This window comes from Paraburkholderia sp. (assembly GCF_050742655.1).
GTDB lineage: Bacteria > Pseudomonadota > Gammaproteobacteria > Burkholderiales > Burkholderiaceae > Paraburkholderia.
On record NZ_JBOIGG010000019.1, the window covers coordinates 91,833 to 109,099 of the forward strand.

At 63.5% G+C, this 17,267-nt stretch carries 15 protein-coding genes; 9 read left to right on the plus strand and 6 right to left on the minus strand.

Going from position 1 to position 17,267, the window contains the following annotated elements:
• Positions 1 to 20 precede the first annotated feature (20 nt).
• A complete protein-coding gene (locus tag ACREXZ_RS24415; protein WP_431766688.1) occupies positions 21 to 569 on the plus strand; it encodes a hypothetical protein in 549 nt (182 codons plus the stop codon).
• 310 nt (positions 570 to 879) lie between these two features.
• Here ACREXZ_RS24415 and ACREXZ_RS24420 read toward each other — a convergent pair whose 3' ends face one another.
• Together ACREXZ_RS24420 and ACREXZ_RS24425 are read right to left on the minus strand one after the other, a co-directional pair.
• On the minus strand, positions 880 to 2,739 hold the full coding sequence (locus ACREXZ_RS24420) for a M3 family metallopeptidase (RefSeq protein ID WP_431766689.1): 1,860 nt from the start codon (positions 2,737 to 2,739) through the stop codon (positions 880 to 882).
• 196 nt (positions 2,740 to 2,935) lie between these two features.
• On the minus strand, positions 2,936 to 4,066 hold the full coding sequence (locus ACREXZ_RS24425; RefSeq protein WP_431766690.1) for an MBL fold metallo-hydrolase: 1,131 nt from the start codon (positions 4,064 to 4,066) through the stop codon (positions 2,936 to 2,938).
• An 87-nt stretch (positions 4,067 to 4,153) separates the two neighbouring features.
• On the opposite strand from ACREXZ_RS24425, the gene ACREXZ_RS24430 reads away from it, so the two are divergent.
• Positions 4,154 to 4,768 (plus strand): TetR/AcrR family transcriptional regulator, encoded by a 615-nt coding sequence (locus ACREXZ_RS24430; protein ID WP_431766691.1) that lies wholly within the window; start codon positions 4,154 to 4,156, stop codon positions 4,766 to 4,768.
• A 29-nt stretch (positions 4,769 to 4,797) separates the two neighbouring features.
• Here the strand turns inward: ACREXZ_RS24430 and ACREXZ_RS24435 are convergent, their stop codons facing one another.
• Positions 4,798 to 5,019, minus strand: coding sequence for a hypothetical protein (locus tag ACREXZ_RS24435; RefSeq protein ID WP_431766692.1), 222 nt, complete (start codon positions 5,017 to 5,019; stop codon positions 4,798 to 4,800).
• Between ACREXZ_RS24435 and ACREXZ_RS24440 the strand changes: the two genes are divergently transcribed.
• The 5 genes from ACREXZ_RS24440 (at position 5,018) to ACREXZ_RS24460 (ending at position 11,217) form a co-directional block, all read left to right on the plus strand.
• Positions 5,018 to 5,425, plus strand: coding sequence for a hypothetical protein (locus ACREXZ_RS24440; RefSeq protein WP_431766693.1), 408 nt, complete (start codon positions 5,018 to 5,020; stop codon positions 5,423 to 5,425). The genes ACREXZ_RS24435 and ACREXZ_RS24440 overlap by 2 nt on opposite strands.
• 306 nt (positions 5,426 to 5,731) lie before the next feature.
• Positions 5,732 to 6,883 carry a DUF3466 family protein gene (locus ACREXZ_RS24445; RefSeq protein ID WP_431766694.1) on the plus strand — a complete coding sequence of 384 codons (1,152 nt, stop codon included), beginning with the start codon at positions 5,732 to 5,734 and terminating at the stop codon, positions 6,881 to 6,883.
• A gap of 262 nt (positions 6,884 to 7,145) precedes the next feature.
• On the plus strand, positions 7,146 to 8,396 hold the full coding sequence (locus tag ACREXZ_RS24450; protein ID WP_431766695.1) for an amidohydrolase family protein: 1,251 nt from the start codon (positions 7,146 to 7,148) through the stop codon (positions 8,394 to 8,396).
• A gap of 63 nt (positions 8,397 to 8,459) precedes the next feature.
• Positions 8,460 to 9,830 carry an MFS transporter gene (locus tag ACREXZ_RS24455; protein WP_431766696.1) on the plus strand — a complete coding sequence of 457 codons (1,371 nt, stop codon included), beginning with the start codon at positions 8,460 to 8,462 and terminating at the stop codon, positions 9,828 to 9,830.
• A 121-nt stretch (positions 9,831 to 9,951) separates the two neighbouring features.
• Positions 9,952 to 11,217 (plus strand): MFS transporter, encoded by a 1,266-nt coding sequence (locus tag ACREXZ_RS24460; protein ID WP_431766697.1) that lies wholly within the window; start codon positions 9,952 to 9,954, stop codon positions 11,215 to 11,217.
• A gap of 18 nt (positions 11,218 to 11,235) precedes the next feature.
• Here ACREXZ_RS24460 and ACREXZ_RS24465 read toward each other — a convergent pair whose 3' ends face one another.
• Positions 11,236 to 11,760, minus strand: a complete 525-nt coding sequence (locus tag ACREXZ_RS24465) for an Lrp/AsnC family transcriptional regulator (protein ID WP_431766698.1) — start codon at positions 11,758 to 11,760, stop codon at positions 11,236 to 11,238.
• Between the two features lie 150 nt (positions 11,761 to 11,910).
• On the opposite strand from ACREXZ_RS24465, the gene mdeB reads away from it, so the two are divergent.
• The gene (mdeB, locus tag ACREXZ_RS24470) at positions 11,911 to 14,643 is read left to right on the plus strand and encodes an alpha-ketoglutarate dehydrogenase (protein WP_431766699.1); all 2,733 of its coding nucleotides are present in this window, start codon (positions 11,911 to 11,913) and stop codon (positions 14,641 to 14,643) included.
• A 104-nt stretch (positions 14,644 to 14,747) separates the two neighbouring features.
• Positions 14,748 to 15,665: a LysR family transcriptional regulator gene (locus ACREXZ_RS24475; RefSeq protein ID WP_431766700.1), complete on the plus strand. Its 918-nt coding sequence runs from the start codon at positions 14,748 to 14,750 to the stop codon at positions 15,663 to 15,665.
• A 323-nt stretch (positions 15,666 to 15,988) separates the two neighbouring features.
• On the opposite strand, the gene ACREXZ_RS24480 is transcribed toward ACREXZ_RS24475, so the two are convergent.
• Together ACREXZ_RS24480 and ACREXZ_RS24485 are read right to left on the minus strand one after the other, a co-directional pair.
• Complete coding sequence (locus ACREXZ_RS24480; protein WP_431766701.1) at positions 15,989 to 16,201, minus strand: zinc ribbon domain-containing protein; 213 nt, start codon at positions 16,199 to 16,201, stop codon at positions 15,989 to 15,991.
• Positions 16,202 to 16,258: 57 nt separating this feature from the next.
• The gene (locus ACREXZ_RS24485; RefSeq protein WP_431766702.1) at positions 16,259 to 17,218 is read right to left on the minus strand and encodes a GlxA family transcriptional regulator; all 960 of its coding nucleotides are present in this window, start codon (positions 17,216 to 17,218) and stop codon (positions 16,259 to 16,261) included.
• Positions 17,219 to 17,267 lie beyond the last annotated feature (49 nt).

The following is a 17,267-nucleotide window of genomic DNA, read 5'->3' on the forward strand; positions in this document are numbered from 1 at the left end:
ACCTTTAACCGGAGAAGTCATTGAGAACGAGCTTTGCTTTACGTCTTTCGGCCGTGGTTGGTCTGATCGGCGCACTCGCAGGTTGTGCCAACGCACCCTCGGACCCGAGGACCCTTAGCGATCTGGATGGCACCTATGACGTCGTCGACCAGTTTTCATACAAGTCCACGCATGCGACTCGCATCGCAGTGCACTTCCTGCCGCCCGACGCGCAGGGCAAGACCCCGGCGGATCTCGCGATCTATGATGGCGAGAGCGTGCGCGCGTACCATTTGGACGATTGCGGATATCCGGGCGACCGCATAGCGCACGGCGTCGCAAACAGCGACGCCCCCCACGCATCTGAGGTGGTCCGCTGCATCAGTGGTCTGAATGGACAGGACCGAAGCCGTCCAGTGCTGTTCCTGATTCGCAGCCTTGATGGTCACCGGCTCGTTTTCCACCCGGACGGTGGCTTAATTTCGGCGCTCGTCCATAAGCCCCTTTATTCCGACACCGGGCTGATGGCCGAGGTCAACTGGGCGCCGACGACGAAGTCGGGATTTGTGCTGAAGCGCGCAGATCACTAGAGAAGTGAAAGAACGGCTGGATCTGAATCCTTGAGGGCCGTACGTTGGTTCGTGCCTGTCAACGCCCTCTACGGTTCCAGTGCGCCGGGATGTAGCCGCCAATCGCGAAAAGCAGACGGTGAGCCAAGGGTTCGTTGATGGAGTTCTGGCCAAACTTATTGACGTTCCCCGAATCTTTGCATGCGGTTGTCGGCAATCTTGATAGGCCCGTCCACTGTCTCTTTGTGGCTGCCGATTCAGGCCCGATGGCGATCCTGGCGGACTCCGAGCAGACAACCATCGCGTCGAAAAGCGACACTCGAATCTGCCACTAGCTCGCGTCGGGCGAGGTTTCAAGCCAACGCTCGAACGCCGCGCACATCGCCGATAGCGAATCATCGTTGCTTGCAACCCGCTTTTCACCATGGACGATCGAAATCGACGCGTGCAGATCATTCGGCTCCGATGAGACTGCTGCCTGCTCGCTTCGACTGAGCGCGTCCAGCGACAGTTTCCACACTTCGTCGGCTGACCGTTTGCATTCCGCGGCAAGATAAGACGGGTTCAGCGATTCACCCGTCAACGCGACCAACGTTTCATCCAGTGTCGCGCCGTTCCCCGGAGCCCAGTAGTGTTTGGCGAGCAGATGCCCAACCTGCGGATTGTCGACGATGTACCCGAGCGTACCCATCAAGTACGCGCGAGTCTGGGCCGCAGCCATCTTCGCAAGCAGATAGCCCTGGTAGTAGACGGCTATGTCGTGATAGATCGGGTGAGGTGTCGCGAGTATGTAGTCGGTGTGCCCGGGAATGCCGAGAACGCGCTCAGTCACGGACTTCGCGAGATCGAGCACCGAATCGGCCGTGCGTTCGGCATCGTCCATGCTGTACAGCGCCCATTCGAAATACGTGGGAATCAGATCGCGGCGTTCGGCATGCGCGAGCCAGGCCTGCTGAACCTCCACCTGCGCGCGGATCAGATCGTCCGGCATCGGATTGCCGGCAGCGTCTTTTGCATATCGCTTCATCCAGCACGGATCGTACGGGAGCGCGTCGAAGAATTTGGCCTGAGCTTCGAGTAAGGCCGGCGAACTCGGCGGAAACGCCTGCGAGAAGCACGGCGAGTTCATCGTCACGTTCGAAAAATGCGCGGCGTGTCCCGCCTCGTGAAACAGCACATTGAGCCCTCGCAAGCCCGCGCCCGGCTGGAGCGGTCTCGCGGTCGACGTGAAGCGGACATCTGCCGATATCGGACCGCAGGTGTCGTCGACATAACCGGGTGTCGGCGCAATGCAGAATCCAGTCGGAAACTTGTCTTGCCGATCCAGCAGATCGATCTCGAGTCGCGCTCCGCGAAACGATACGCCCATACGACGGAACGATTCAGCCCAACGCTCCAGTGCCTTGCCAAAAGGAAAGTACGCATCTGCCTGCTGCATCGCGTTGCCACGCATTCTGTAGGCCAGGTTTTGCGGCAGCAGTGCGCTTTCGCCGTGCTGCGCCACGATGCGCTTCAACGATTCTCGATGTACGTCTCGCGTACTTAGCTCGAACTCGTCGAACACGGATAGCAACTGCTCTGGAGTAATACCGCTGTTCGTTTTGAGCCGATATTCGAAGAAGTTGCGATACCCGAGTTCACGCGCCAACGCGTTACGTTTCCCGACGATACTGACGAAGCCACTCTCTACAATCCAGCGCTCCAGCCCGCAGAGTGCTGCATGCGAACTCTTACGCGCCGATTCGTCCGGGTTCGATGCCAGGTTGTTCCTCAGCGCAGCAGGTGACGCATCTTCGAGTTCACCACGCGCGTTGATGTGACTCATCCGGTACGCCTGTCGTCTCGCGAAGAGATCGGCGTCCATAGCGGTCAACTCGGACAGCATGGCTGCAGCGCGATCGGTCCCGATCGCGCTGGCTTCGAAGACCTTTATCCAGCCCCGAAGGCCACGGATGAGTGCATCACGCTCAGCGGATGGAGTGGCGGCCAGCACACGGGATAGATGCTCGCGAGCCTGTGCCAGACGCGAAGCATCGCCCGCGAACATCTTGCGATCGAGCGACGCTGAAGCCGAGACGTCGTGCGCGTCGCTCTGACCTGTGTGGGTGGACCAGAAGAGTTCGCCTTCCGTTCGAAGGAGTTGCAGATACTGGCGATTGAGTTCGTCGAAGAAGGAGCGAGCGCGCTTCATTAGCGGTGTCGTGGAAGAAGTCGAAGGGTGGCAGGCGTACATTTTTCAAATGCGCGCCGCTGATCGTAGCGCGATTCGCCTACATTCCACTTGCGCCTTTCGGTTGTCGACCCAAGCCAGTAGCGTCGCACTAGCCAGAAACAGAAAACCCCGCACTTGCGGGGTTTCCTCAGCCAAACGTTGGTGCTTCAAGGCATCACGAGGACTTCGCGTCTACCGCATCGCGCGCGGCACAAAGGCGCCAAGCAGCCTTTGGCGTAGCAACGTCCTCGACCACGTTGCGCCACCAGCGTTCGCCGCCATGCGGTGCGCCGAGATCGAGCCGCTCGCCCATGCGCGGCGTCGACAGCGCCACGCCACGCGCGAGGCCCAGTCCCATCACCCTTTCGAAGGGCTCCTGCCAGCGATGCATTGCAAGGTCGAAGGTGCCGTTATGAATCGGCACGAGCCAGCGGCCGCGCAGATCGATGTGCGCCTGCACCGTTTCTTCGGGCTGCATGTGAACGTACGGCCATTGCGCGTCGTATGCACCCGTCTCGACCAGCGTGACGTCGAAGGGCCCAAAGCGCTCGCCAATCATCCTGAAGCCGTCGAAGTAGCCGCCGTCGCCGCTGAAGAACACGCGCAGATCGTCGTCGACGATCACCCACGACGCCCACAACGTACTATTGCCGTCGAACAGGCTGCGTCCGGAAAAATGCTGCGCGGGCGTAGCGGTGAACTGCACGCCGTCGACCTCGGTGCCGTGCCACCAGTCGAACTGCCGCACCTTCGATGCATCGATGCCCCATTCGATCAGCCGGTCGCCGACGCCAAGCGGTGTCAGAAACACGCCGGTGGTCTGCGCAAGCGCGAGGACGGTTTCGCGGTCCAGGTGGTCGTAGTGATCGTGCGACAGGATGACACCGCGCAGCGGCGGCAAATCGGCGAGTGCGATCGGCGGCGCATGGAAGCGCTTCGGGCCGAAACGTTTGAACGGAGAGGCACGCTCGGCGAACACCGGATCGGTCAGCCAGAACTGGCCGCGCAGCTTCAGCAGCATCGTCGAATGACCGAGCCGGTAGAGACTGCGGTCGGGCGCCGCGTCGAGCTGCGCACGCGTCAGTGCATCGACGGGCAGCCTGCCTGCCGGCACGGTGTCGCGCGGCTTGTTGAGCAGGATGTTCCAGACAATGCCGAGCGTCTTGCGCAGACCTTCGACCGGACGCGGCTTGACGTTGCGAAAGCGTTCGCCGTCGTGCTGCGGCGAGGAACTCGACAGCGCGCGGCCGCGTTGCGCGGCGGTAAAGCCCAGTGCACGGCTGATTAAAGTGGGAAGCGACGTCATGTGAAAGATGATCCGGATGGAAATGTATACTCGGCAGTGTAGTTTGTTTTCGAAAAAAAAGTAAACTGCCCGGTGTAACATTCAGTTATGGATCAAAGTACTCCCCCAAACCGCCTGACTGACCGAAAGCGCGTTGCCATCGTTGGCGCCGCGATCGAAGAATTCCTTGCGGCCGGCTACGACGCGACCAGCATGGACCGTATCGCCGCCCGGGCGAGCGTCTCGAAACGTACGGTGTACAACCACTTCGCGAGCAAGGAAGCGCTGTTCGCGGCGATTCTGCATCAGCTGTGGGATGCCAGCCGGACGGACCATGCGCTCGTCTATCGCGCCGACCAGCCGTTGCGCGCGCAGTTGCTCGAGCTTCTGGGCTACAAGCTGCGGTTTCTGACCAACGATGTCTTTCTGTCGCTTGCACGCGTGGCGATCGCGGCCGGCCTTCATTCGCCGGAACGGGCACGCGACATGGTCGCCCGCATGGACGAACGCGAGGAAGACCTGAGCGTATGGGTCCGGGCAGCCGCGGCCGACGGTCGTCTCAAGACCGACGATCCGCTCTTCGCCGCGCTGCAGTTGCTGACACAGATCAAGGGCTTCGCGTTCTGGCCGCAGGTGGCAATGGGCCAGGCGCCGCTTGGCAAACGGGAGCAAAAGCGGATCGCAGAATCCGCTACGGATATGTTTCTCGCGCGCTATGCATGAGCGGAGTGGCGGCACGGCGAGGTTTGGCATTACGACGGTTGGTCTGACCGTATAGCGCCGTTGTTCTCGATGAAATCGATCATCCGCTGCACCGCGCTTATCCAATCCTGTTCCTTGAGGAAAGTCTCCTTGATCCGACCTACCGCGCGAAGCGAAAGCGCAGCGACGGTGAGCGCGGGATTGACGGCCGCAGAATGTGCGATTGTCTTGCAGTTGACGATCTTGTATTTGCGGCTTGTTCCGAGGGCCATGGCAATGTCTTTGAAAACACTATTCGGTAACAAGGAAATGCAGTCCACCACAAAGAAATCCAAACCATCTTCTCCCGGGATGACGCGCGGTAGTTTTCTGGTAACAGCCGCCCGTTCTGTTAACAATGAATACTCCTCGCAACCGATCTGGATGACCGGCGTGCTGACCGGCCCCGGAGTGAACCCATGCGCGGTTCTTTACGACGGTCGCGCGCATTCAAAAAAATGGCCAGAGGTTGGCCAGACCCTACCCGTGACTATGGAGCACTCGGTACCGAAAATCATCGAGGTTCTTTGGGCGGAAGTTCCGGACCCTAAGGTCTTAGGGCTTGAGCGGGCAAAGAGAATTGCCGACTCGATGAATCTGGAAGCGTCTCAAGGGAACACTTCCCCTCCGGATGTTTGATGTTTAACGCTCGGGCAGAGGCTAGTCGTCACAATTTTATGTTGTCACTAATCTGCCTCATCATTTAACGAGTTGAAAAAAGCACGCCATAGACTAGACTGATCGATAACTTCTCTCCGACAAAGATGCGTGAGCGGGATATCCGCCGGATTTTATTAACTACTAAAAACCCGACTTCCTGGCCCGAACAAACGCTTGCCAACCCCCGGTTTCACTGACGCCGAATAGTCCTTCAGCTAAATGGAGCCGTTAGCGTGATTGCACGCTCACTCCTGATTTCTCGCCGTCGCTTGCCTAAGGTCACAGGTGGAGTCGTTAGCGCTGCCTTCCTTTCATTGGCTGCATCTTTATCAAAACGCACCCGGCGCGCTTACGGTCAGCTTGCCGATCGCGATCCAGGCTTATGTCCCAAGAAAGGGGATCACCATGCAATCCACACGCAAAGTAATTGGCAGTGTGCACGATGTTCGCCGCGCCCTGATTGCTTTCACCCTGCTCGCGGTCGCTGCATTCCAGCCTGCTGCAGGCGAAAGTTTTGTCATCAAGGATCTCGGCGCGCTTCCCGTCGGCAACTACAGCAACGCTCTCGGAATCAACGAGCGCGGCCAGGTGGTCGGCTACTCGATCACCGCGAGCGGGGAGACGCACGCTGCTCTATTTGAAAACGGGGGGGTGACCGACCTGGGCACGCTCCCTGGTGGCAACCTCAGCTCCGCTGCAGGGGTTAACAATCGCGGGCAGGTGGTCGGCGTGTCATCTACCGCACGCGGGAACTCGCACGCCTTTCTGTTTGAACACGGGGCGATGACCGACCTGGGTACGCTCCCCGGCGGCAGCCTCAGCGCAGCTACCGCGATCAATGAGCAAGGCCAGGTGGCCGGTTTCTCGTCCGACCTGCACGGGTATGTGCACGCTGCGCTCTTTGAAAACGGGGTGGTGACCGACCTGGGCATGCTCCCAGGTGGCAACGAGAGCGAAGCTTTGGGGATCAACAATCGCGGCCAGGTGGTCGGTTACTCGACCACCACAAGCGGGTACGCACACGCTTTTCTGTTCGATCATGGGGTGATGACCGATCTGGGCGCGCTTCCAGGGACCAACTTCAGCCATGCTCAGGGGATCAACGATCTCGGGCAGGTGATCGGCGTGTCGTCCACCGCAAGCGGGTACGTGCACGGGTTTCTATATGAAAACGGAGCGATGACTGACCTGGGCACGCTCCCCGGTCGCAACTACAGTAACGCTTTTGGGATCAACAATCGTGGCCAGGTGGTCGGCGAGTCGGATACCGGAACCAACCCGTACTCCCCGCACGCCTTTCTGTTTGAACGCGGGGTGATGACCGACCTGGGCACGCTCCCAGGGGACAACTTCAGCGAAGCTGTCGGGATCACCGAGGGCGACCAGATCGCGGGTAATTCCTCATTGCACGCTATCCTTTGGACGCACGAAAAATGACTGCCGATCGCTCGCGTTGTTCATCCGGCGAGAGCACAACGGTTTAGCGCACAAAATCGCGTTCATACCGGCTACTCGATCCTGAAAGGCGATTGAATTCCGCATAGCCACCGTATAGCCAGGCTTTTTGTTAACAGCCTGACCGTCGCTACCCTGTGTACGATGCGAGATGGGAAATGACGGCGCAACGCGTGCTGGCCCGAGTCGGCGAGCACGCGGTCGCCGTGCCCATATTCGTGAAGTACTTCCACGGAGGATCGCGATGACATCTGTAGTGTTCCGCAACGGCGCGCTGCTCGACCCGACGCTGCCCGATCTGCTGCCCGGCCACGACGTGCTGATCGAGGACGGCCTCGTGCGCGAAGTGTCCGACCGGCCGATCCAGAGTCGCAGCGCCCGCGTCGTCGATCTGAAGGGCAAGACGATCATGCCCGGGCTCATCGATCTGCACGTGCACGTCGTCGCGATCGAATTCAATCTCCCTCGCGTTGCGCTGCAACCCAACGTTCTCGTCACGCTGCGCGCGGTACCGCTGATGCGCGCGATGTTGCGCCGCGGCTTCACGACGGTGCGCGATGCGGGCGGCGCCGGTTATCCGTTCAAGCAGGCAGTCGAAAGCGGGCTCGCGCAGGGGCCGCGTCTCTTCGTCTCCGGTCGCGCGCTGAGTCAGACCGGTGGTCACGGCGACGGCCGCCCGCGCAACGATTTCATCGCGCCCGAGATGCCGTGCGGCTGTTGCGTGCGCGTTGGCGCGCTGTCGCGCGTGGCCGACGGCGTCGACGGTGTGCGTCAGGCGGTGCGCGAAGAACTGCAGATGGGCGCGGACCAGATCAAGATCATGGCGTCCGGCGGTGTCGCATCACCCACCGATCCGGTCGGTGCATGGGGCTATTCCGAAGACGAAATCCGCGCGATCGTCGCGGAGGCGCGGGCGCGCCACACGTACGTGCTCGCGCACGCGTACACGCCCGACGCGATTGCGCGCGCGGTGCGCTGCGGCGTGCGCACGATCGAGCACGGCAATCTGATCGACGATGCCACCGCGCGCATCGTCGCCGAACACGACGCGTTCGTCGTCCCGACGCTCGTCACCTACGACGCGCTCGCGAGCGAAGGCGCGAAGTACGGGCTGCCGGAAGCGAGTCTCGCGAAGGTCGCTGACGTCCACGAAGCAGGACTTCGGTCGCTCGACGTGCTGAAGCGCGCGGGCGTGCGGATGGGCTTCGGCACTGACCTGCTCGGTGAGGCGCAGCGTCTGCAGAGCGACGAGTTCCGGCTGCGCACGCAGGTGCTCACGCCGGCGGAAGCGATCGCAAGTGCGACGATCGTCGGCGCGGAAGTGCTGGGCATGACGGGCAAGCTCGGTCGTCTCGTGCCGGGTGCGTTCGCCGACGTGCTGGTGGTCGACGGCAATCCGCTCAAGTCGATCGACTGCCTGCTCGGGCAGGGCGATCACATTCCGCTCGTGATGAAGGGCGGCGAGATCCAGTTCGACGAACTCGACCGCGCGTGACCGTACGCGAACGCGTGCGAGCACACGCTTGACCTTAGCCACCGCCTGCCTGGAGCTGCCGCGATGACTTCGATTTCCGCCCGTATCGAGCGCATGCCGTTCGCGCGCTTCCACCGCCGCCTGCTGCTGATGGGCGGCCTCGGCTACACGTTCGACGCGATGGACGCGGCCGTGCTCGCGTTCCTGTTGCCGGTGCTGCGGCGCGACTGGGCGCTGTCGAGCGTGCAGACCGGCGTCCTCGGCAGCGGCACGTTTATCGGCTATTTCGTCGGTGCGATGCTCGCGGGCATGCTCGGCGATCTGATCGGTCGGCGCCGCGTGATGATGGTTGCGCTCGTCGTCTACTGCTTCGCGTCGCTCGCGAGTGCGACCGCGCACGACTGGCCGTTCTTTCTCGCGACGCGCATCGTCGCCGGGCTCGGCACCGGCGCGGAAAGCGCGATCGTCGCGCCGTTCCTGTCGGAGTTCGTCGCACGGCGTTATCGCGGCGCGTTCACGGGCAGTCTCGCCGGCTTCTTCTCGTTCGGTTTCGTCGCGGCGGCGCTGCTTGGCTATTTCGTGATTCCGCTTGCACCGCAGGCGTGGCGCGTCGTGATGGTGATCACCGCATTGCCGATCGTGATGTTGCTGTGGTGGCGCCGCGCGCTGCCGGAATCGCCGCGTTGGCTCGAGGCGCGCGGCCGGCGCGCGGAAGCCGAGGCGATCATCGATGCCGCGGAAGCCGAACTGCGCGCCGACGGCGTGCATCTCGAACCGCTGCCGCCCGATTCGGATGCGGAGGTGCCGGTGGCGGTCGGGCACGCATCGGTCGTCGCGAACGTGAAGGCGCTGTGGTCGCACAGCCTCGCACGGATCACCGCGATGACGTGGCTGATGTGGCTATCGATCACGTTCAGCTATTACGCGTTCTTCACGTGGATTCCAGGGCTGCTGGTGCAGAGCGGCATGACGATCACGCGCAGCTTCTCCTACTCGCTCGTGATGTACCTCGCGCAGATTCCCGGCTATTTCTCGGGCGCGTGGCTGAACGAGAAGATCGGCCGGCAGGCGACGATTGCGAGCTACATGGTGCTCGGCGGCGTGTCGGCGCTCGGGCTCGCGCTGACGCGCAGCGACGCGGGCATCATGGCGTCGGGCGTCCTGCTGTCGTTCTTCATGAACGGCACCTATGCAGGCGTCTACGCGTACACGCCCGAAGTATTCCCGACCGACGTGCGCGCGACCGGCACGGGGCTCGCGTCGTCGATCGGACGGCTTGGCGCGATTGCCGCACCGATTCTCGTCGGCTACCTGTACCCGGTGTTCGGCTTCGCGGGCGTGTTCGGCGCGACGACGACGGTGCTGCTGGTCGGCGCGCTCGCGGTCGTGCTGATGGGTGTGCCGACGCGCGGCCGCTCGCTGGAGGACATCGCGGCGGAGCAGTTGCACCGTTAATACGCCGTGACCGGTAGTACCGATACCGGGATCGCGTATGAACTGGCTGGGTGAATCGAACGGCTATAGCATCGGGGCAGCCGGGCTGCCATCGCAGGCCCGCATCACGCAAGGGCCCCTCATGACGCGCGACACTCCCATCGCACCCGCTCCATCCGCACCTGCTGGTGCGGACGGCGGCGCACCGCACTGGCAACGCAATCTCGCCGTGTGCGTGTTCGGTTCGTTCACGACGATCGTCGCGATGACGCTGCTGCTGCCGTTCCTGCCGTTGTACGTCGAGCATCTCGGCGTGTCGGACCATGCGGCGATCGTGCAGTGGTCTGGCATAGCGTTCGGCGCGACGTTCTTCAGCGCTGCACTGGTCGCGCCGCTGTGGGGCCGACTTGCCGATCTGTACGGCCGCAAGCTGATGCTGATCCGTTCGAGTCTCGGGATGGCGGTCGCGATGTCGCTGATCGGCATGGCGCACAACGTATGGCAGCTCGTCGCGCTGCGGCTGCTCGCGGGTCTGCTCGGTGGCTACGCGTCCGGCTCGACGGTGCTGGTCGCGACGCAGACGCCGAAGGCGCGCACGGGTTGGGCGCTCGGCATTCTGGCGTCGGGGATCATGGCGGGCAACCTGGTCGGTCCGCTGGTCGGCGGGGTGCTGCCGCCGTTGATCGGCATCCGCCAGACCTTCTTCGCCGCGGGCGGGACGATCTTCATCGCATTTCTCGCGACGCTGTTCCTGATCCGCGAGGCGCCGCGCCCGTCGCGCGACGCGACGAAGCAGAAGCAACCCGGCGCGTGGTCGCTCGTCGACGATCCGCGGCCGGCCATCGCGATGCTGGTCACCGGTCTGCTGCTGATGGTCGCGAACATGTCGATCGAACCGATCATCACCGTGTACGTCGCGCAGCTCGTCGACGCGCGACACGTGACGATGGTCTCGGGCCTCGTGATGTCCGGCGCCGCGCTCGGCAGCATCCTGTCGGCGTCGCGGCTCGGCCGGCTCGCGGATCGCGTGGGTCACTGGAACGTGATCGTCGGTTGCCTGTCGGTGGCCGCCGTGCTGCTGATCCCGCAGGCGTACGTCACCGCCGCGTGGCAGTTGATCGTGCTGCGCTTCCTGATGGGGCTCGCGCTCGGCGGCCTGCTGCCATGCATCGCGAGCGTGATCCGCCACAACGTGCCCGAGCGAGTCGCCGGCACGCTGCTCGGCTACTCGACGTCGTCGCAGTACGCCGGGCAGGTGGCCGGGCCGGTCGTCGGCGGATTCGTTGGCGGGCACGTCGGGATGCGCGCGGTGTTTCTCGGTACCTGTGTGCTGATGGCGGGCGGCGCGGTGTTCAATCGCGTTGTTCAGCGGACGCGCGGCGAGGCGCGGGTGCTCGACGGGCAGTGAGTCTGGTTCGGGCCGAGTTCAACGCCAGTCAGTCGCAACATCGTCGGGATCGATCAGCGTGAGCCCCGACGCAGGCAGCGGCAGCGCCGTCTTGTAGCGCACCTGCTTGAGCGCGAAGCTCGAGCGGATGTTCGACACGCCGGGGATCTTCGTCAACTGCTCGAGGATGAAGCGCTCCAGCGACGACATGTCGGGCACGACGACGCGCAGCAGGTAATCGGCGTCGCCGGTCATCAGATAGCACTCCATCACCTCCGGGCGTTCGCTGATCGCCTGTTCGAAGCGTTTCAGCGCGTCCTCTACCTGCTTTTCCAGGCTCACCTGGATGAACACGTTGATCTTCAGTCCGAGCGGTTCGGGGTTCAGCAGCGTGACCTGCTGCTTGAACAGCCCGAGCTTTTCGAGCGCGCGCACGCGGTTGAAGCACGGCGTCGGCGACAGGTTCACCGCGCGCGCGAGGTCCGCGTTGGTGATGCGCGCGTTCTGCTGCAACTGGCTGAGGATGGCGATGTCGATGCGGTCGAGCCGGCGCGGCGTGGTCATGATAAATATTCTGTCGATTGGGAAATAACAGGAATAAATACACTATCGGAATCGGATCTGGCAAGCAGATAAGACGCCTATTCTGCGATCGGACGGGTAGCATGTTTTGAACGATTGATGGTTCGAACGCGCCTTTTCGCGGAGCAGACGATGACCGATTTATCCAGCGGCAGTGGCCCGGTGCAACGCGTCGGCGCGGCTCACGAAGACACCGATCCCACCGAAACCGGCGAGTGGCTCGACGCGCTCGAAGGCGTGATCGCGCACGTCGGGGTCGAGCGCGCGCAGTATCTGTTCGACCGTCTCGCCGCCCATGCGCACAGGCTCGGCGTGCAGTCGTCGCGCAGCGGATCGACGCCGTACGCAAACACGATTGCGCCTGAATGGCAGCCACCGTATCCGGGCGACCTCGCGCTCGAAGAGAAGTTGTCGGCCGCATTGCGCTGGAACGCGCTCGCGATGGTCGTGCGCGCGAACCGTGCATACGGCGAACTGGGCGGACACATCGCGAGCTATGCGTCGGCGGCCGATCTGTTCGAGACCGGCTTCAACCATTTTTTCCGCGCGGCCGTGCCGGGTGGCGACGGTCGCGACGGCGGCGATCTCGTGTACTTCCAGCCGCATTCGTCGCCGGGTGTCTATGCGCGTGCGTACCTCGAAGGCTTTCTCGACGAAGAGCAACTGCGCCACTACCGTCGCGAGATCGCGGGGCCCGGGCTGTGTTCGTATCCGCATCCTTGGCTGATGCCGGATTTCTGGCAATTCCCGACCGGCTCGATGGGCATCGGCCCGATCAACTCGATCTACCAGGCGCGCTTCATGCGCTACCTGCAGAACCGCGGACTCGCGCGCACCGAAGACCGTACCGTGTGGGGGTTTTTCGGCGACGGCGAGATGGACGAGCCGGAGTCGCTGGCCGCGCTGTCGCTCGCGGCGCGCGAGCGGCTCGACAACCTGGTGTTCGTGATCAACTGCAATCTGCAGCGGCTCGATGGGCCGGTGCGCAGCAACGGCCGCATCGTCGACGAACTCGAAGCGCAGTTCGCGGGCGCCGGCTGGAACGTGATCAAGGTGGTGTGGGGATCGGACTGGGACGCGCTGTTCGAGCGCGATCGCAGCGGTGCACTGCTGCGCGCGTTCGCCCACACGGTGGACGGCCAGTTCCAGACTTTCTCCGCGAACGACGGCGCGTACAACCGCGCGCGCTTCTTCGGCCAGAACCCGGAACTCGCGGCGCTCGCCGCACAGCTCGGCGACGACGACATCGACCGGTTGCGGCGCGGCGGGCACGACGTGCGCAAGCTGCACGCCGCGTACGCGCAGGCGCTCGCGCATCGCGGCCAGCCGACGGTCGTGCTCGCGAAGACGATGAAGGGCTTCGGCATGGGCACGGCGGGGCAGGGCCGCATGACGACGCATCAGCAGAAGAAGCTCGATTTCGACGATCTGAAGGCGTTCCGCGACCGCTTCCGGTTGCCGCTGTCGGACGATGACGTCGAGCAGGTGAAGTTTTACAAGCCAGCGGAAGACAGCCCGGAGATGCAATACCTGCACACACGCCGGGCTGCCCTGGGAGGCTATCTGCCCAGAAGGCGGGGAGCGGCGTCGAAGGGGCTGACCGTGCCTTCGATGTCATCCTGGGGGCAATTCGCGCTGGACGCGGGCGGCCGTTCGATGTCGACGACGATGGCGCTCGTGCGGATGCTCACGGCGTTGCTGAAAGACGCGGAGATCGGTTCGCGGGTCGTGCCCATCGTCGCCGACGAGGCGCGCACGTTCGGCATGGCGAACATGTTCAGGCAGGTCGGCATCTATTCGCCGCTGGGGCAACTGTACGAGCCCGAGGATCTCGGCTCGATGCTGTATTACCGCGAGGACACCAGCGGGCAGATTCTCGAGGAAGGCATTTCCGAAGCGGGCGCGGTGTCGTCGTGGGTCGCGGCGGCGACTGCGTACAGCGTGCACGATCTGCCGATGCTGCCGTTCTACGTGTACTACTCGATGTTCGGTTTTCAGCGCATCGGCGATCTGATCTGGGCGGCCGCGGATCAACGGGCGCGCGGCTTTCTGATCGGCGCGACGTCGGGGAAGACGACGTTGGGCGGCGAAGGGCTGCAGCATCAGGACGGCACGAGCCACCTCGCCGCATCGACGATTCCGAACTGCCGCGCGTACGATCCGGCGTTCGCGTACGAACTCGCGGCGATCGTCGACGAGGGGATGCACGAGATGGTCGACCGGCAGCGCGACGTGTTCTATTACGTGACGGTCGGCAACGAAAACTACGCGCAGCCTTCGGTACCAGGCGGCGATCTGTCTGCGTTGCGCGAGGGAATTCTGAAGGGCATTTATCCGTTGACGTTGGCACCTGCAGGTTCAACGAGCGCCGCGCAGGTGCAGTTGCTCGGTGCCGGCGCGATTCTCGGCGAGGTGCTCGCGGCGCAGAAGATGCTGAAGGACGACTGGTCGATCGACGCGGCCGTGTGGAGCGTGACGAGCTTCACCGAACTGCATCGCGACGGCAGCGCGGCCGAACGGCGCGCGCGTCTTGGTGCGGAGAACGATACGTCGGCCTACGTGACGTCAGCGCTCGCAGGCTCCGCGGGGCCGGTGATTGCCGCGACCGACTACGTGCGCGCATTGCCCGAACTGATCCGCGCGTACGTGCCGCGCCGCTACGTGACGCTCGGCACCGATGGCTTCGGCCGAAGCGATACACGCAGCGCGCTGCGCGCGTTCTTCGAGGTCGATCGCATCTCGATCGTGATCGCCGCACTGCGCGCGCTCGCCGACGAAGGCACGCTCGATCCGCGAATCGCGCGCGACGCGCTGCATCGCTATCGCGGCGACGTGGCGCCGGGTCCTGCATCGTGGGAGTGTTGAACGGCCCGATCATTCTCTTCCCCCTGCTTCGTCGTGTAAGCTTGATGCCGCGTCCATCGCGACGCGCTTCTCGCCACTCAACACAACACGTCAAGGCACTCGCTATGGACCGCTTCGAAGCAATGGAGATCTTTACTCGCGTCGTCGAGGCGAATAGTTTTTCCAAGGTTTCGGAATTGCTGGACCTGCCGCGTGCAAAAGTGAGCAGAACCATCCAGGCGCTGGAGGAGCACGTCGGTGTCCGGCTGCTGAACCGGTCGACGCGCCAGGTCAGCGTGACCGAGGACGGCGCGCTGTTCTACGAGCGCTGCGTGCGAATTCTCGCCGAGGTCGCCGACGCGGAGTCGTCGCTGTCGAGCAAGCGCGACAATCCGACGGGCACGGTCCGCGTCGATACGTCGGGGACGCTGGCGCGCGCGCTGCTGCTGCCCGCGCTCGACGATTTCTACCAGAAGTATCCGGGCATCGACGTGCGGCTCGGTCTCGCGGACCGCAACATCGATCTGATCCAGGACGGCGTCGACTGCGTGATCCGGATGGGCGCGCTCGACGAATCGAGCCTCATCGCGCGGCGTATCGGCGATGCGCGGATCGTCACGTGTGCGTCGCCGGCTTACCTGGAGCGCAACGGCGTGCCGGACACGCTCGCCGATCTCGAGCGGCATCATGCGGTGAACTACGTGTCGGCGCGCAGCGGCCGGACGTTTCCGTTCGAGTTCGAGACCGAAGGGGACACGGAGAAGGTGCACATGAGCAGCGTGCTCGCGGTGAACGACGGCAACGCGTACATCGAGGCGGGCGTGCACGGCTACGGGATCATCCAGCCGTCGCGCTTCATGGTCGCCGAGCTGATCGCGCAGGGCGCGCTGCGCGAAATTCTCACGGACTATCGGTGCCCGTCGGCGCCGCTGTCGATCCTCTATCCGCACCGGCGCAATCTGAGCTCACGGCTGCGCGCATTCGTCGACTGGATCGGCGAGCTGGCACAACGCAATCCGGATCTGAAGCTGCTGCACGGTTGAACGTGCGCGCGCGGACGGGCACGTCGCAATCACACCGCTAGCGGCGGCGGAAATGTCCGCTGATGGGATCGATGAAGAGAGCGAACGCGACGAGTGCCGCGATGCCGATCGGCGATGCGATCAGAACTGTGGTCAACATTTTTCTACCCCGTACTTTTTACCTGTCGTTACCCCCGACTTGTATGACAGATGATGCGCGCCGCGCGGGGCAGGTGACCATAGGGACCGCTCATTAAGTAGATTCCCTGCGGGTCTTCGGGGTGTCGTGAGCTAGCGGGGCATGGCGGTTATTCTTGCCGTTGCTGCGGGATTGGGCGATGCGCTCAGCAACACGAACAGCCCGCGCGATGGCGCATTCCGTACGATCCCTCGCTGTCGCCATCGCCGCCGGCGGTAGCAAGCATCGGCGTACCGGTATGAATACGTTCGACCGCGGCGCCGCAGCGTGGACAGTCGACCGGCGCATCGCGCTCCGCGATCTTGCGCATCGTTTCGAAAGTGCCGCAGTTCGCACACTCGTAGTCGTACATCGGCATGACGTCCTCGCTGACCCGGAAGGTTTTCTCCGCCCGACATTCTAGCGGCGCGCGCACTCACGCCGCCACCTCCGCCGGTTCATCGGCCCCACGCGACGCGCGCCTGATCACCTGCGGCGGCTGACCGAACGCGCGCAGAAACGCGCGCCGCATCCGCTCGCGATCGCCGAACCCGGTGTCGCGCGCAATCACGTCGATCGGATGACGGCCCGATTCGAGCATCAGCCGCGCGGCTTCGATGCGCAGATGCTCGATCGCCTTGGCCGGCGACTGTCCCGTCTCCGCACGAAAGGCGCGGCTGAACTGCCGCGCGCTCAGATGCGCGGCCTCGGCGAGCTGTTCGACTGATAGCTCCGTATGCAGATTCTGCTTCGCGTAGTCGAGCGCGGTCTGGATGCGATCGGAGCGCGGCTCCAGTTCGAGCAGCGCGGAAAACTGCGACTGGCCACCCGAGCGGCGATGATAGACCACGAGTTTTTTCGCGACCTGCCGCGCGAGTTCGGCGCCCCCGTCCTTCTCGACGAGCGCGAGCGCGAGATCGATGCACGCGGTCATGCCGGCCGACGTCCACACCGGTCCATCGATGATGAAGATGCGATCTTCTTCGAGCTTCACGTCGGGATACGTGCTGCGGAACTGCGGGGCGAACAGCCAGTGCGTGGTCGCGCGGCGCCCGTCGAGCAAACCCGCCTGCGCGAGGTTGAACGCGCCAGTGCAGGTCGAGCCGATGCGGCGCGCCGTTTGCGCCGAGCGCTGCAGAAAGCCGGGGAGTTCGGGTGGCGGCTCGCACAGACTGTTGTCGCCGACGACGAGCACCGTGTCGAAGCGGCTATTGTCGAATGCCTGGGTATCGACCGCAATGCCCGACGAACTACAGACCGGCCCGCCGTGCGCCGACAGCAGCACCACGTCGTACATCGGCTTGCCGTCGATGATGCCGGCCACCTCGAACACCGTCGTGATCGACAGGTTCAGTACCTGGAAGCCGGGATAAAGCACGATTCCGATGCGCAGCATGGCGGGTTCTCCGTGATGTCCTGAAAAGTGGCATCTATGACATTTGCGT